Origin of the sequence: Paenibacillus sp. FSL K6-2441, from assembly GCF_037964765.1 — a bacterium.
Classification (GTDB): domain Bacteria; phylum Bacillota; class Bacilli; order Paenibacillales; family Paenibacillaceae; genus Fontibacillus; species Fontibacillus phoenicis.
Map to the genome: position 1 here is coordinate 1,565,977 of NZ_CP150174.1, position 15,185 is coordinate 1,581,161.

Genomic DNA, 15,185 nt, shown 5'->3' on the forward strand with positions numbered 1-15,185 from the left:
TCTAACGCTTACTGTAGAGCTTATTTCCTGTTTTTCGCGATAAACAGCGGTATTTTCGGTTCGATAAGCTTTCTGATCAGCGTTAAAAATTGTACTCCTCGTTTTTTGGGCAAATAAGCTTCTTGATCAGCGTTAGCACAAGAACGCAAGAAAGCGAGCTAGAACGGAAGTTAGATAGTAAGCTAGAAAGCAAGCTAGTAAGCAAGCTAAAAAGCAAGTTAGAAAGCAAACTGGAAAGCAAGCAGGGGACAGGCTCGTCTTACGCCCGCTTGGACTACACTAAATCAAATTTGGAGGTTTAACTTAATGAACATTTATGACAAAGCACATGAACTGGCGGCAGCCTTGAAGGACAGCCAGGAGGTAGCCGAAATCACGGCAGCGATGAAGCTGGTGGAGGCCGATCCCGAAAGCAAACGGATGCTCGACGATTTTCGGGTTCGCCAAAATGAAGTCCAGCAGCGAATGATGGCTGGAGAGATGCCGACGCAAGAGGAAATGGAACAAATGGAGAAACAGTTCGAGGTGCTGAGTCTGAACTTGAATATCCGTCGTCTGTTTGACGCCGAACGCCGGCTTAGCGTGATCATTCAGGACGTCAACAAGATTATTACGGACAGCCTGGCCCACCTGTACGGCGCGGGGATCTAACTTCGCGCTGTTACGCACGCTTTCTTGATTCACAAGTTTCTATCATATTCCTGCAGCCCCGTTCATAGAGATAGAAGAGACAAGGGGAAGACCTCATCAACGTATCTCGTAATCTATGAAAATAAAGGAGCTGCAGAGGATGAAAGTCGTAAGAAAACCAAGCAAATGGAAGCATGCCGTTTATCTGATTCTGGCATTAGCGATGCTCGTTTATGCCTTGCCGATGATTTCGTTTGAGCCTGGAGCCGGCTGGGTGTCGGTATTTGGCGCGGTGTGGGCAGGGTTTGCCTTCCTCGTCATCGGGGCTCACCTGCATTTCCTTCTTGGTGTCAATGAAGAGAAGCAGCGGGAGCTGGACCGAATCCGGCGGGAAAAATACCGGGAATGGGAGCTCCAATGGGGAGCGGACGGAAAACACGGTGAAAAGGCATAAGCCCGTGCTAAAAATGGACAGGGACTGTTCCGGAAGTGTAATGATCTTCCGGAACAGTCCCTTTTTTTCGTCCTCGGCTCATTTTGTATGGCACTACCTCTCGTCTTCGCCGGTCAGCATTTGATCGTTGCTGGCTCCGTGCGGGACCATCGGGTAGACGTTTTGCTCCCCCCGTACGTTAAATTCCATCAGGATGGAGCCGCTGCTCGCCGGCATTTATGCCGGAGATACGGCGGAGCTTAGCTTGAAGGCGACGTTCCCGCAATTTAGGGAGATGGGGCGGAAACATCGCAGTTTGATCCTCGGCCTCCTGGCGAGCAAGAAACAACCCGCTCCGAAGCCGCGGGAGGGAGTGCCGAAGGTGGCGTATAACAGCCTATTTTTGACGTTGGAGGGCGGATTAACCGTGATGACGGACGCTTTGGCCGCGGCCTTACAGGAAGAGCGTGTGATCACTGGACAAGCGGTGGTTGGACTGACACGGCAGGGTCACCTTCAGTGGAGATGAGCGGACCAAGGTGGAAGCCGTCATCCTGGCGACTCCAGCTTATGCGGCGGCTCGCCTGCTACAGGATCAGATCGCCGCTGCGGTCTATTTGGAGCAAATCCGTTATGTTTCGGTGGCAAATTTGGCGTTTGCCTACCGGCGCGAGGAGATCCAGCATGATTTGAACGGGTCCGGCGTATTGATCCCGCGCGGCGAAGGGCGGATGATTACGGCAATCACCTGGACGTCCTCCAAGTGGCTGCACTCAGCGCCGGCAGATCGGATGCTGCTTCGGACGTATATCGGCCGTTTGGGGGATAAAGCCTGGACCCGGCTGTCCGAACCGGAGGTCCGTCGGCGCGTAGCTGCTGAACTCAAGGAGTTAATGGGGATCGAGGCTGAACCGCTCTTTTGCGAAATGTCGTCATTGCCTGCCTCGATGCCGCAATATCCGGATGGTCATGTGGAGCGTCTGCAAGAGCTGCGCGTTGAGCTGGAGCGGACGATGCCCGGCGTCTTGCTGTGCGGTGCGGGATACGGCGGGGTTGGCATTCCCGATTGCATTCGTCAAGGCAAGGAATCGGCGGAAGCGATGTTAACCGGGTTAGGAGATGAACGGTGATGCAGCAAATTCAATTAAAGGACTATAACGAGAACCCGTTTATTGTCATCTGGGAGGTGATGAGAGCTTGCGCGCTGAAATGCCTGCATTGCCGTGCGGAAGCGCAATATCGCCCTGACCCCAGACAGCTGACCTTCGAGGAGGGGAAGCAGCTGATCGACGATATCGCGAAAATGGACGATCCGCTGTTTGTATTTACCGGCGGCGATCCTTTGATGCGTCCGGATTTGTTTGACCTGGCACGATATGCGATCCATAAAAAAGGCCTGCCTGTGTCCATGACCCCGAGCGCCACGCCAAGAGTTACCTTTTCCGCCGTAAGTAAGGCTAAGGAGGTCGGTCTCTCCCGCTGGGTGTTTAGCCTCGACGGCTCGTCCGCAGAGATTCATGATCATTTCCGGGGGACGCGGGGTTCTTTTGAGATGACGATGAAAGGAATTGGGTATTTGCAGCAGCTGGATATCCCGATTCAGATCAATACGACGGTGTCCCACTTGCACAACATAAAAAGGAGGCTGGAGGCCTCCTTTTCTTTTCTGAAAAACCTAAGCTTGAATCGGTTCAAATGTCACCTTCCAATGATCCGCTGCCAGTTGTTCGCATTCATGACGGTAGCCCTTACCTTCAAGCACCTTCAGGAGCGGGACGGGCTTCATTGTGGCGTGCAGAACAAGGCTGTCACCCTCCTGCAGCTTCCCAACCGTGTCCATAATAACGCTGAACGGCTCTTCGCCGCGGCGAAGAATCGGCCGAACGTCGAGTTCAACGATCTGGTTTGCCATTTATGGATTCACCTCCACGTCCGTCCGTTCGGCGGCAAATGCTTGGCAGAGCCGAGCTGCACCGCTGAGTCCCTTCATGCCGCCGTACAGCGTATAGAAGAACGAGTCCGGCGCATCCAGCGAGAAGGACAAATACTGCTTTGGATCGATCCCCAGCATTTTTTCAAACAAAGCGGAAGTATCGTAGGCATAGAAACAGAAATAGGTGTATTGGAATTCCGGCATTTTTTCCGCGATGGTGAGGACCTCGCTGGCATAGCGTTCCAGATTGCTTTCCGCTTCCTCAATCATCCGCAACGCATCCTCGAGCTCGACGGCAATCTTAATCGTTTTCTCATCGACAACCGTAATCATTGCCATAGGGCATTCCCCCTGCTTAGTTTTTGCCGATTTTCACCTGGAACATCTCTGGCCCCTGCTCAATGTACTCCCAAGTGAAACCGCCGGGATGCATGGCCTCGAACTGAAACCGGAGCGGTACCGGGTCATGGTCGTTAATCAGCAGCATCGCTTCCCCCGGCTCCAGGGAATTAAAGGTTGCAAAAATGGTCTTATGCTTGAGCTGCGGCGGATATTCGGTGGCGTTGACAGTAGCTTTGAATTGACTCATGGGAAGTCCTCCTAAATGTTTAGAATTTAACGATTCGCCCCCATTATAGCAACGGACTTGAGCGGGATTGTGATATCAGTCACAAGATGCGAAACCGTCAAAAATTTCTCGGCGGATTTGTCCGGAAGCTGCCATGAATCAAGTGATTTCTGTCACTTGGGTGCCGATGCCGGACGATTATAATGTGCGTAATTTGAATTTGATGGCTCACGATTAGAAGGAGGAACCGATAACATGCGCGTCCGAGATTACATCCCGAATCAACATGGAGCCTGGGCCATGCTGATCGTTCCGTTTCTGTTTGGCATGCTCGCCTCTACCCCCGGGGCGATCCACGGTTTGTTGTTTGTGTGCTGGCTTCTCATTTATCTGTTTATGTTTCCTTTGCTGCAATGGATTCGGAGGGGAAAAGCCAAGACCAAAGCCAAAGCCGACCGATACCGCAAGCCTTTGCTGCTCTACGGTGCGTTGCTGGTCCCTGCGGCGCTCACTTTGGTCCTGCTTCGCCCCGAGGTGCTGAAGTTGGCTCTCCTGTTCGTGCCGCTGTTTGGGGTGAATGCCTTCTATGCCAAGCAGAAGCGCGAACGCGCTCTGCTGAACGACATCGCGGCGATCGTGCAATTCAGCTTGATGGTGTTTATCTCGTATCAGCTTGGAGGAGGAACCGATCTTCGGCTCGCCACGGAACTGTTCCTGATCAGCACGTTGTATTTTGTAGGGACCGCTTTTTACGTGAAAACCATCATCCGCGAACGGAATAATAAGCGATTCTATTGCTACTCCGTAGCCTACCACGTTATGCTGATGATCTTGGCCGTATGGCTGCTCTCTCCGGCGCTGTGGATCGCCGCATTGATCCTGCTGGCTAGAGCGGTCTGGTTCCCGCGGACGGGGATTACCGCCAAGCAGTCCGGCATGCTGGAAATTGTCTATTCTGTTATTGTTCTTGCCGCCTTCTGGATGACCTACGCCTGAATGTGTATAATGAATACAGAATAGTACAGATTCGGGCAGGGGGTATAACAGTTGGAGGGACCGGAAGAAAGCGTAACAAAACACGAACAGCTGCTCCAACATATCGAAGGACTCAAGATTGGAACGAAAATCTCCGTGCGCAAGCTGGCCAAAGCGCTGGGGGTAAGTGAAGGTACCGCCTACCGGGCGGTGAAGGAAGCGGAGAATCTCGGGATCGTCATTACGAAGGAACGGATCGGCACGGTTCGCGTGGAGAAGAAGCCGCGCAACATCTCGGACCAGCTCACCTTTGGCGATGTGGTTGAGATCGTCGAAGGTCATGTGCTGGGCGGCGGAGAAGGATTGAACAAAACGCTGAACAAGTATGTCATTGGCGCGATGAAAATCGATGCCATGGCCAGATACATTGACGCCGGCAGCCTGCTGATCATCGGGAACCGCGATAATGCCCATTCACTTGCCCTGGAGCAAGGCGCCGGGGTATTGATCACCGGGGGGTTCGGGACGAGCCGCGAGGTGAAGACGCTGGCGGACAAGCTGGCATTGCCGATCATCTCCTCGCGTCACGACACGTTTACCGTCGCATCGATGATTAACCGGGCGTTATTTGACCGTTTGATTAAGAAAAAAATCATGCTGGTGGAAGACATCGTCAGCCGCAAACCGCGGGTGAGCATGCTGAAGGCGACCAGCAACATTTCCGATTTTGATCAGTTGTCTTTAGAGACGGGGCAGCAGCATTTTCCGGTGGTGGACGAGTGGAACCGGGTCATCGGGATCGTCAGCCGGAAGAACGTCGAAGAGCTGAGCGGCGACCAGCCGATTGAGAAATGCATGACCCGCCATCCGATCACCGTTGGCCTGCAGACATCGCTCGCTTCGGCAGCGCAAATCATGGTCTGGGAAGGGATCGACTTCTTGCCTGTCGTGGACCGCAACCGGAAGCTGGTCTCGTCGGTGACGCGCCGCGAGGTGCTGCAAGCGATGCGGGACGTACGGAATCAGCCGCAGCTGGGCGAAACGTTTGAGCACTTAATGTGGAACGGGTTTGCCGAGGAACGGGACGAAGAGGGGAAATTGTTCTTCCGCGGAATGATTACGCCGCAGATGGCGACCGATTTGGGGACGATCTCGCATGGGGTCCTGACCTCGCTGATGACCCAAGCCGGACTTCGCGCGGCCAAAGACGCCAGCGGCGGCGACTTTGTGGTCGATAACCTGACGACCTATTTCGTCCGTCCGGTGCAAATTGAAAACCCGGTGGTTATCACCCCCGTATTACTGGAGATGAGCCGCCGGGCTTGCAAGCTGGAAATTATGTTAACCTATCAGGATTCGCTGGTTTCGAAGGCGGTCATGACGCTGCAGTCCATCGACCATGCCTAAGCAGCGGAGCGGGGATCCTGCATGCAAAGAGGGATAGCCTAACGGCCTGGGGCCGCGAGGTTATCCCTCTTTTTGCCGGGCATATAAGCCATGGTTGCGGAGGCCGGCGAAGATGTTAAACGCCCCCAGCACCATAAACACAGCGCCGATGACAACGCGAAGCGTCGAGCCGCTGAACAGGAACATTTGGATGAGGGCCAGAACGATCAGCATCACGCCCATACTGATATTCATTTTGGCGGCCGCCATTCCCCGCGTCTTCGGATCGAGCGAACGCCGGGACTTAAAGCTGAAGAAGACCGAGCCCACGCAACTGATGATCAAAATCACGTAAAGAATGGATTGGATCGTTTGGATCATGAGAGGTTCGTAGCTCCTTTAATCGTAGAGTGGATACGCGCTTGAGCAGCAACAGAACGTCGAATTCCTGCAAAAATACAGTTTTTAATCGCAAAAACAGTTATTCAATCCACATGCTCTTGAAATGGAGAAAATTCCTGCACTTTTACAGTTTTGTTTGCCGTCTCAAGTGAATTACCTCATATTTTAGCATGATTTGCTAGAGACGAATATAGGGCCGCATGTCCACCCAAACCTGAAGCACCCCGTCACTCACCAGCATCGTCTTGATTTGAATCGCGTATTCCTTGTCGCGAACGACATAGATTTTTCGGTTTAACAGCGTGCGGGCCATTTTGGCATCCGAGTCAATATCAAAAATATTTCGACCCCGCAGCACCTCTAATTCGTTGTGAAGCTGCTCGGCGACCTCCTTCACCGCCAGCGAATCGAGCGGCGGATCGCGTTCCTCCACGCGCACCTTGATCTCTTTGATGACGGTGGAACGGTTGTTGTATTTTTTTAGCGTCCGAATGTCCTCTTCGGCTTGATGCAACTGGATGGTCAGGTCTTTGTTCTGGATCCACAGCAAATTGTAGCTGGTCTGATAAATGACGTTATACACGATACTTCCGGTTACCATGCCGAGGATAAACACGGCGGTGAATTGCATAAACCTGCGAAAGCCCGTTAGCTTCGGTTGTTTCGCCTCTTCATTCATCCCCGTCCTCCCCCGCACATCCAGCGCACCAATTCCGAACCCATATGCGCCCCGAGAAAGGCGAACAACAGGTACAAGATCTGTTTGATGGCCGGAGACAGGTTCCCGTCAAAAAAATTGCTCTCAATGACCCGCATCGGGTCGATCGTGCCGCCAACTGCAGCAGCCAGCGCCCATATTTTAATGCGGTCGGCAATGTCCAGCATCGTCTGCGTCGGAGGCTGCAGTGAAACGACTGCGCCGATGCCGCCAACCATGGCGCCCCCCACCACAATTCCGAAGGCGATAAAGAAATCCATGACCGCTTTGGTCAAAAACGTGCTCATGCGCGCTTGCCCCTTTCCGAGGTTTGTCCGGTCTTTCTACCATTCTATGGGCGGGCAATGCCTATGTATGATAAAATATTAGAGGTAAACCGATTGAAAGGAAGGGATCGCATGGACAGCTTTGTTCATTTGCACGTACATAGCGAATACAGCTTGCTGGACGGAGCAGCCCGGCTTGAGGATCTCGTCGCCAAGGCGGCGGCTTCCGGCATGAAGGCGCTGGCGCTGACGGATCATGGGGTCATGTACGGCGCGGTTCCTTTTTATAAATTGTGTAAAAAACACGGCATCAAGCCGATCATCGGCTGCGAGGTCTATTTTACGGCAGGCTCGCGCAAGGAACGGGGAAGCCGGCAGGATCAGCCGATCCATCACTTGATTTTGCTGGCCAAGAACGAGACGGGCTACCGCAACCTGATGAAGCTGTGCTCCATCGGTCATCTCGAAGGCTTCCACTATAAGCCGCGAATCGACTGGGATGCGCTGCAGCGGCATCGCGAGGGCTTGGTCTGCCTTAGCGCTTGCTTGGGCGGGGAAGTCCCGTTCCATCTCCTGCGCGGTCATTACGAGGAAGCGAAGAAAGCGGCGCTGCGTTATCAAGCGGCGTTTGGCGAGGATTTTTACCTGGAGCTTCAGGATCACGGCATCCCCGAGCAGAAAAAGGTAAATCCGCTTCTTGTCCAGCTGGCTGGAGAAATCGGTGCCGAGCTTGTAGTCACCAATGACGCACATTACCTGAGCAAGGAAGACGCCGAGGTCCAAGACGTGCTCATTTGCGTAGGGACAGGGAAAACGGTGGACGACGAGGACCGGCTCAAAATGCACACCAATCAGCTCTATCTGAAAACCGCGGAGGAAATGGCCCAGCTGTTCCCTCACTTGCCGGAGGCGTATGCTAATACCGCGAAAATTGCCGATTCCTGCGAGTTGGAGCTGGAGTTTGACCGACATATTTTGCCGGCCTACCGTCCGATCCCGGAGGGGCATACTGCAGGCAGCTACTTGGCGGAGCTGTGTCAACAAGGATTGGTGGACCGCTACGGCGAGCTGGACGTTTGGCGTGACCTGACCGAGCGAGAGAAGCTGGAGCAGCGGCTGCGGTACGAGCTGGAGATCATCGCCAGCATGGGCTTCTCCGATTATTTTCTGATCGTGTGGGACTTTATCGCCTTTGCTCACCGGAACGGAATCGCCACCGGACCGGGACGGGGCTCATCGGCGGGCAGCTTGGTGGCATACGTGCTGCGGATCACCGACGTGGATCCCATCAAATATAACTTGTTGTTTGAACGGTTTTTGAACCCGGAGCGGGTGACGATGCCGGATATCGATATTGACTTCAGCGACGAGCGGCGGGATGAAGTCATTGCCTATGTGGTCGACAAATATGGGGCAGAGCATGTCGCGCAAATTATCACCTTCGGTACGATGGCGGCGCGCGCGGCGGTCCGCGATGTAGGGCGGGCGCTGAATGTGCCGTTTGGCGAAGTGGACAAAGTGGCGAAGCTGATTCCGGGCCATCTGGGCATGACGATTGAACGCGCGTTAAAGGAAAGCCCGGATCTCAAAGCGATGTATGACGGGTCCGAGCGGGTGAAGCGGCTGCTGGACATGGCGATGAAAGTTGAAGGCATGCCAAGGCACGCTTCGACCCATGCCGCCGGGGTGGTTATTTCGCGCGATCCGTTGACCGATGCCGTTCCGTTGCAGGAAGGCAGCGAGCATACGGCGTTAACGCAATATTCCATGGAAAACCTGGAAGCGATCGGTCTGCTGAAAATGGACTTCCTCGGCCTTCGCACCTTATCCATCATCGAGCGCTGCATGAACTGGATTAAGGAGCAGTCGGGGGACGCCCCCGATTTCCGGCTGGTCCCGGATAACGATCCGGCCACATACGAGATGCTGGGGCGCGGGGAAACGACCGGCGTGTTCCAGCTGGAGTCCACCGGGATGCGCCGGGTGCTGAAGGAGATGAAGCCGTCGGTGTTTGAGGACATCATCTCCCTGCTGGCGTTGTATCGCCCGGGGCCGATGGAGTTTATTCCGAAATACATCGCCGGCAAGCACGGGCAAATCACCGTCGAATATCCGCATCCGGATTTGGAGCCGATTTTGAAGGATACGTACGGCATTATCGTCTACCAGGAGCAGATCATGCAGATCGCCTCTCGCATGGCGGGCTTCTCGCTGGGCGAAGCGGACCTGCTGCGACGTGCCGTCTCCAAGAAGAAACGTGAGGTGCTCGACGAGCAGCGCGGACATTTCGTCAGCGGCAGCGTGCAGCAAGGCTACACTGAGGATGAAGCGAACGTCGTTTATGACATGATCGTCCGGTTCGCCGATTACGGCTTCGCACGAGCCCATGCGGCCGCCTATGGCGTGCTGGCGTTCCAAACGGCCTACCTGAAGGCGCATTATCCGGTGCAGTTTATGGCGTCGATGCTGACCGCGGTTACGGGCAGCCACCGCAAGGTGGCGGAATACATCGTGGAATGCCGGCGGATGGGGATCGTCGTGCTGCCGCCGGACGTGAACGAGAGCAGCGTTCTGTTTACGCCGCAGGTAGGGGCTGGTTCTGCGGATGCAGCCCTTTCGGGTGAAGCTAAGGGCCGCGATGCGAAGGACGGACACGCCGGATCCGGACAGGAGCCGCCGGCCCTTGGCGTGATCCGCTTTGGCTTGGCCGCGATCAAAAATGTCGGCACGCAGGCGATTGAAAGCATTTTGCGCGAGCGGAAGGAGCGTCCGTTCGACAGCTTGCTCGATTTTTGCCGGCGGGTGGATTTGCGGACATGCAACAAGCGGGTGATCGAGTCGCTGATCCAAGGCGGGGCGTTTGATTCCTTGCCGGGTCACCGTGCGCAGCTGCTGGCGATGCTGGACGAGACGGTCGAGGCGGCGCTGAAGTGGCGCAAGGAGCGGGATGAACTGCAGATCCAGCTGTTTGATTTCGTGGAATCGCCGAACTGGGACATCGAGTACCCGGATGTCCCGAAGTTTACGGCAGCCCAGCAGCTGGATTTGGAGCGCGAGCTGCTCGGGCTGTATTTGTCCGGCCATCCGCTGGACGATTTCGACGCCTTGCTGGAGGGAGAAGGCGTCGACCGGCTGATGGATTTGGCCGAAGCGCCGGACGACACCCGCACCGTTGTGGCGGGGATGGTCGTGTCCGTGAAGACGATCACAACCAAGCAGGGGAAAGCGATGGCGTTCATGGAACTGGAGGACCAGATCGAGCGCTGCGAGGTTGTGTTGTTCCCCGAAGTGTGGCGGCGCTCGGCCGCCCACGTCGAGAAGGGGGCTTTGCTCGCGTTGCGCGGCGTCGTCCAGCAGCAGGACGAAGGCTTTAAGCTGCTGGCCGACGAAGTGGCTCCGCTGAGCGAGCAAAGCCTGGCCCGGCTGCGCCGCGGCCTTGCGCGCGGGCGCGGGCCCAGCGCCGCCGGTGGCACCGGCGGCGCACGCGGTGCGGCCGCGGGCTCCCGCGCGGCCGAGGGAGCGCCTGCGGGCGCTGCGGGCGGGCTTCGCCCCGCCAGCGCCCCAGGCGCAGGCGCCGCGCCCGCGTCGGGCGCGCGGCGCGAGCGGGAGAAGACGCCGGCGCAGCGCGTCTTCATCAAGATCACGGCCGCGGCGGAGAACGCGCGCCTGCTGGAGCGGCTCAAGTTGCTGCTGGAGCGGCATCCCGGCCCGATCGCGACGGTGCTGTTCTACGAAAGCACCGGTAAGCTCTTGGCCTTGAACGAGCGCTACAGCATCAAGCCTTCGCCCGCTTTGATCCGTGAAATGGAGCAGATGCTTGGCCCCGACACGGTCAAAATCAAATGACGGCGATCTGCCAATCTAGAGTCGCCATTACCCGGTTGCCAAAACCCGGTTCTGCACATGTGTGCAGTGCCGGGTTTTTAATTTGCCGGACCCCCACATCAGTTGCAACGGACTCCAGCGACGTTATTCCAGCATTTACGAGAAGACAGGCAAAATAACGGACCTGAGAGACCTTATTTCTTCTCATAGCGCCTGGAATCTCCTGTTTAGAGTTAAATAACGACCGTGGAGTCCGTTACATCGGGAAATGTGCGGGAAATGGGCAAATAGCGTCGCTGAGGTCCGTTAGCGCCGGTAAGCTTCGTCTTGGCGAGGAGCGGTTGGTGGGCGACGGGAGAAAGGGACATGCCATTAGCGCTTGGTGAGCAGATCCGCAGCAAGGGACAAGTTTTAACGAACATTTTCGGAGGGTGGTGCATACACTTAGGAACACGAATGACCAAGAATCGATCATGAAATGAATTCCGGCATCGTCAACAAGCGGGGGCTCCACAACTGGCCACAACGGTCCACATCGATTGGAATCAGTAAATGAGCAGGTACCGCTGCTCAAGAGGTGCGTCGGCTATTTGACGTTGACATTTGAGTAACGCTCGCACTTGATTGACATTGGCACCTGATTAACGCCAGCATTTGTCTGGTGCTAGCACCTTTCTGACGCCAGCACATGTCTGATGTCAGCAACTATCGGTCATCAGCAACTAGCAACTATCTTGCAACAGCACCTGCTTGACATCAACAACTGGAAGTTACGTTCACAACGCGTAGACAATCGACAGATGGACAGCACCCCGCAGCGTGACTACAACCCCATCGCGACAAATACCGGCAGCGGCGGTTGCGCCGGGATCAAGGGAGGAAGATACGATGACATATGAATTGGCGAAAGCGCAGCTGCTGCGCCGCGGAGTGAAGCTGGAGGATATCGCTCAAATTGTGCATTCGCTGCAAACGGCGTATCATGCCGATCTGACGCTGGACCAATGCTTGGAGAGCGTCAAAGCCGTGCTGCAGAAGAGAGAGGTTCAATATACCCTGTTTACGGGAATCGCCCTCGATGAGCTGGCCGAACAGAAGCGGCTTCCAGAGCCGCTGCAGGCGATCATGGAGGCCGACGAACCGCTCTATGGCGTGGATGAGACGATGGCGCTCGGCATAACGAGCGTGTTTGGGATGATTGGCCTGACGAGCTTCGGCTATTTGGACAAGGTCAAACCGGAGATCATTGGGAAGCTGAACAATCGCGGCGAACGGATTCACGTCTTTCTCGACGATTTAGTCGCCGGTCTCGCTGCCGCAGCTTCCGCCCGGATCGCCCATAAGCATGAACAGGCCGCTACGTACCCATCGAGTCCCTCTTAAACGAACTAGAGCAGCTTGCCTTTGGACGAGATGCCTCCCTAATCCAACGCCCTTAACCCATTTCCTCTGATAACAGCTTACAGAGAAATGCCCCCTGTAACTTTGATCCTAGCGCCGGGCTCTGCGGCAAATCCGTGCCGCGAGCCGCTTTCGGCGCGGGTTTCCTTTTGTTGCGGGATTTTTGAAAATTATGTTATCATTACTCTATTATACGGGCTCAAAGATTAGGTTAGGGGGCTTTGAAAAGGGCATGTGGACTGTTATGTATATTGCGCCTACCGCGAAAGTTGCGGACATGATCAAGACGAAACTCACCGAAGAAGGCTTCCTTGTCCAAACACGTCCTGTTAATTTATCCAAACAGCAATATGAGATTTTAGTACCTTCCGGGGAACTGGAAGAAGTGCAAGAAGTGTTGAATTCGATTTTGCATCCATAGCAAAGGGATTCGAGATTCCTAGTGCAGATGAGGCCTAGAAGTGCGGGTTCATATAGGGTCGTCTGGGTTTTTATAGACTTTGTGGAACTGCTACGATAAATAAACGGCTGAAGAGGTGTAGTTGTGTTCAAAGATTTGTTTCAGAAGAAGAGGAAGTACGCGACCATTCCCTCAGGACGAACCGGCAATGAAGAGGGCTCGCCGCAGGCAGATCGCCCCAAACGCGAAATTCCGGAAGGCCTGATGAATAAATGCGGCCGCTGCGGCGCGATTCAGTACAGCAAAGAACTGGAGAAGAATTTGATGGTGTGCCCTTCCTGTGGACACCATATGCGGCTGAACGCTCTGGATCGGATTCGCTATACCTTTGATGAAGGCAGCTTTACGGAGTACGATGCCGACCTGATCTCGGTCGATCCGCTGAAGTTCCCGGGGTATGCCAGCAAGCTGGAGCAGCAGGCTTTGAAATCGGGATTACGCGAAGCGGTGGTGACCGGCGAGGGGACCATCCATGGCTATCCAGCTGTGGCAGCCGTGATGAGCTTCGATTTCTTCACCGGGAGCATGGGATCGGTTGTAGGGGAGAAAATTACGCGTGCGATCGAGACGGCCATCGAAAAACGCCTGCCGATGATCATTTTCTCCACATCTGGCGGAGCGCGGATGCAAGAGAGTATCCTCAGTTTGATGCAGATGGCCAAGACGAGCGCCGCTTTGGCCCGATTAAGCGAACATGGCGGTTTATATATCTCAGTCATTACAGACCCGACGACGGGTGGTGTATCGGCTAGTTTTGCCATGCTTGGCGACATTATTGTGGCCGAGCCCGGGGCCGTGTTTGGTTTTGCCGGAAGAATCGTTATTGAGCAGACGATCCGTCAGAAGCTTCCGGACGACTTCCAGACGGCGGAATTTAACCTGCAGCATGGTCAGATCGATCTTGTCGTGCACCGCAAGGATATGAAATCGACGCTGGCGAAATTGCTAGAATTGCACGGCGTGAAGGGAGGAGTATAAATGGCAGGCGAATTGCCTTTTGAGACGCCTCTTGTGAAGCTGCGTGAGAAGATTTCCGAATTGGAGCAGTTTGGCAAAGAGAAGGGAATCGATTTTACAGAAGAAATCGCGCGCTTGGAAGAGCGTTACCGGCAGCTGGAGGAAGAGATCTACAGCAACATTTCTCCCTCCCAAAAGATGCACCTGGCCCGCCATCATCAGCGACCGACATCCCTGGATATGATCGGCCTGATCTTTGAAGATTTCATCGAACTCCACGGGGACCGGGTGTTTGGTGACGATTTGGCCGTCGTTGGCGGGCTCGCCAAGCTGGGCGGCGTACCGGTAACGGTGATCGGACAGCAGCGGGGCAAGGATACGAAGGATAATATCGCCCGCTTCTTCGGCAGCGCTCATCCGGAGGGCTTCCGCAAGGCGCTGCGACTCATGCAGCAGGCGGACAAGTTCCGGCGGCCGATCATTACGTTTATCGATACGAAGGGCGCCTATCCGGGAATTACGGCGGAGGAGCGCGGGCAATCGGAAGCGATCGCTCGGAATTTGCGCGAGATGTCGATGCTGCGGGTACCGATCATCTGCGTTGTTCTCGGAGAAGGCGGAAGCGGCGGCGCGCTCGCCCTTGGCGTAGGCAACCGCGTGCTGATGCTGGAGAATGCCATTTACTCCGTTATTTCGCCAAACGGAGCGGCCTCGATCCTTTGGAAGGATGCCTCCAAGGCGGATCAGGCGGCGGAAGCGATGAAGATCACCGCCCAAGATCTACTCGCGATGGGCGTCATTGAAGAGATTGTTCCCGAACCGCGCGGCGGCGCGCACCGGGATTACGATTCGACAGCCGCCTCGATCAAAGAGGCGTTGCTTCGTCATTTGGAAGAACTGTCCAACTTGAATCCCGATGAGCTGGTGGAGGACCGTTATCGGAAATTCCGCAAAATCGGCGAGTTTCAGGTGGCAGGCAAGGCAGAAGAGCCGAAGGCACAGGAAACTGTGGTGCCGGAAACGGTGGCTGAGGTCGCCGGCATCCCTGAGGATGAGAAGTCTTCAGAAGCGCCAAGCGAACCGGAGGCGGCTTCGAAAGTTCAAACTGCCAAGCCAAGTTAAAGTTTCACAGCGATAACCTTACGGGGGAACCTACGGGACCTGCGGTAAGGTTATTTTCGCTGTTTTCGGGAAATACTGGAAGTTTAGATGCCGAGAATCCCTGCGCTTA

Annotated in this window: 17 protein-coding genes and 1 pseudogene; 12 read left to right on the top strand and 6 right to left on the bottom strand. The window is 55.2% G+C overall.

Annotated features, from left to right (window positions below):
• Positions 1-306 precede the first annotated feature (306 nt).
• The 5 genes and pseudogenes from NSQ80_RS06830 to NSQ80_RS06850 all read left to right on the top strand — a co-directional run.
• Positions 307-651, top strand: coding sequence for a YlbF family regulator (locus NSQ80_RS06830; RefSeq protein ID WP_009227035.1), 345 nt, complete (start codon positions 307-309; stop codon positions 649-651).
• A 139-nt stretch (positions 652-790) separates the two neighbouring features.
• Complete coding sequence (locus NSQ80_RS06835; RefSeq protein ID WP_009227034.1) at positions 791-1,084, top strand: hypothetical protein; 294 nt, start codon at positions 791-793, stop codon at positions 1,082-1,084.
• A 193-nt stretch (positions 1,085-1,277) separates the two neighbouring features.
• Positions 1,278-1,592 carry an FAD-dependent oxidoreductase gene (locus tag NSQ80_RS06840; RefSeq protein WP_339301891.1) on the top strand — a complete coding sequence of 105 codons (315 nt, stop codon included), beginning with the start codon at positions 1,278-1,280 and terminating at the stop codon, positions 1,590-1,592.
• 10 nt (positions 1,593-1,602) lie between these two features.
• Entirely contained in the window at positions 1,603-2,193 is a 591-nt protein-coding gene (gene hemG / locus NSQ80_RS06845; RefSeq protein ID WP_339301893.1) for a protoporphyrinogen oxidase, read from the top strand.
• Positions 2,193-2,705 (top strand): annotated as a pseudogene (locus NSQ80_RS06850) (radical SAM protein); the annotation flags it as partial. The gene hemG and the pseudogene NSQ80_RS06850, both read left to right, overlap by 1 nt.
• A gap of 33 nt (positions 2,706-2,738) precedes the next feature.
• Here the strand turns inward: NSQ80_RS06850 and NSQ80_RS06855 are convergent.
• From NSQ80_RS06855 to NSQ80_RS06865, 3 genes are read right to left on the bottom strand one after another with little or no spacing between them, the layout of a single operon-like run.
• A complete protein-coding gene (locus NSQ80_RS06855; protein WP_009226731.1) occupies positions 2,739-2,975 on the bottom strand; it encodes a DUF2249 domain-containing protein in 237 nt (78 codons plus the stop codon).
• The gene (locus tag NSQ80_RS06860; protein WP_339301895.1) at positions 2,976-3,335 is read right to left on the bottom strand and encodes a hypothetical protein; all 360 of its coding nucleotides are present in this window, start codon (positions 3,333-3,335) and stop codon (positions 2,976-2,978) included.
• Between the two features lie 16 nt (positions 3,336-3,351).
• Positions 3,352-3,585 carry a DUF2249 domain-containing protein gene (locus tag NSQ80_RS06865; protein WP_009226733.1) on the bottom strand — a complete coding sequence of 78 codons (234 nt, stop codon included), beginning with the start codon at positions 3,583-3,585 and terminating at the stop codon, positions 3,352-3,354.
• Between the two features lie 234 nt (positions 3,586-3,819).
• Between NSQ80_RS06865 and NSQ80_RS06870 the strand changes: the two genes are divergently transcribed.
• Entirely contained in the window at positions 3,820-4,560 is a 741-nt protein-coding gene (locus NSQ80_RS06870; protein ID WP_009226734.1) for a YwiC-like family protein, read from the top strand.
• A 51-nt stretch (positions 4,561-4,611) separates the two neighbouring features.
• Positions 4,612-5,946 (top strand): DRTGG domain-containing protein, encoded by a 1,335-nt coding sequence (locus NSQ80_RS06875; RefSeq protein ID WP_009226735.1) that lies wholly within the window; start codon positions 4,612-4,614, stop codon positions 5,944-5,946.
• 60 nt (positions 5,947-6,006) lie between these two features.
• On the opposite strand, the gene NSQ80_RS06880 is transcribed toward NSQ80_RS06875, so the two are convergent.
• The 3 genes from NSQ80_RS06880 to NSQ80_RS06890 all read right to left on the bottom strand — a co-directional run bounded on the left by NSQ80_RS06880 (position 6,007) and on the right by NSQ80_RS06890 (position 7,332).
• Complete coding sequence (locus NSQ80_RS06880) at positions 6,007-6,306, bottom strand: YtpI family protein (RefSeq protein ID WP_009226736.1); 300 nt, start codon at positions 6,304-6,306, stop codon at positions 6,007-6,009.
• Positions 6,307-6,505: 199 nt separating this feature from the next.
• Positions 6,506-7,006 (bottom strand): hypothetical protein, encoded by a 501-nt coding sequence (locus NSQ80_RS06885; RefSeq protein WP_036646464.1) that lies wholly within the window; start codon positions 7,004-7,006, stop codon positions 6,506-6,508.
• Entirely contained in the window at positions 7,003-7,332 is a 330-nt protein-coding gene (locus NSQ80_RS06890) for a YtrH family sporulation protein (protein WP_009226738.1), read from the bottom strand. Before NSQ80_RS06890 ends, NSQ80_RS06885 begins: the two co-directional genes overlap by 4 nt.
• A 111-nt stretch (positions 7,333-7,443) precedes the next feature.
• Here NSQ80_RS06890 and NSQ80_RS06895 point away from each other — a divergent pair, with 111 nt between their 5' ends.
• The 5 genes from NSQ80_RS06895 (at position 7,444) to NSQ80_RS06915 (ending at position 15,076) form a co-directional block, all read left to right on the top strand.
• Positions 7,444-11,157 carry a DNA polymerase III subunit alpha gene (locus NSQ80_RS06895; RefSeq protein WP_339301898.1) on the top strand — a complete coding sequence of 1,238 codons (3,714 nt, stop codon included), beginning with the start codon at positions 7,444-7,446 and terminating at the stop codon, positions 11,155-11,157.
• Between the two features lie 867 nt (positions 11,158-12,024).
• The gene (locus NSQ80_RS06900) at positions 12,025-12,519 is read left to right on the top strand and encodes a phosphatidylglycerophosphatase A (protein WP_339301900.1); all 495 of its coding nucleotides are present in this window, start codon (positions 12,025-12,027) and stop codon (positions 12,517-12,519) included.
• A gap of 250 nt (positions 12,520-12,769) precedes the next feature.
• Positions 12,770-12,958 carry a hypothetical protein gene (locus NSQ80_RS06905; protein WP_009226742.1) on the top strand — a complete coding sequence of 63 codons (189 nt, stop codon included), beginning with the start codon at positions 12,770-12,772 and terminating at the stop codon, positions 12,956-12,958.
• A 123-nt stretch (positions 12,959-13,081) separates the two neighbouring features.
• The gene (gene accD / locus NSQ80_RS06910) at positions 13,082-13,975 is read left to right on the top strand and encodes an acetyl-CoA carboxylase, carboxyltransferase subunit beta (RefSeq protein ID WP_009226743.1); all 894 of its coding nucleotides are present in this window, start codon (positions 13,082-13,084) and stop codon (positions 13,973-13,975) included.
• Positions 13,976-15,076 (top strand): acetyl-CoA carboxylase carboxyltransferase subunit alpha, encoded by a 1,101-nt coding sequence (locus tag NSQ80_RS06915; protein ID WP_009226744.1) that lies wholly within the window; start codon positions 13,976-13,978, stop codon positions 15,074-15,076.
• Positions 15,077-15,185 lie beyond the last annotated feature (109 nt).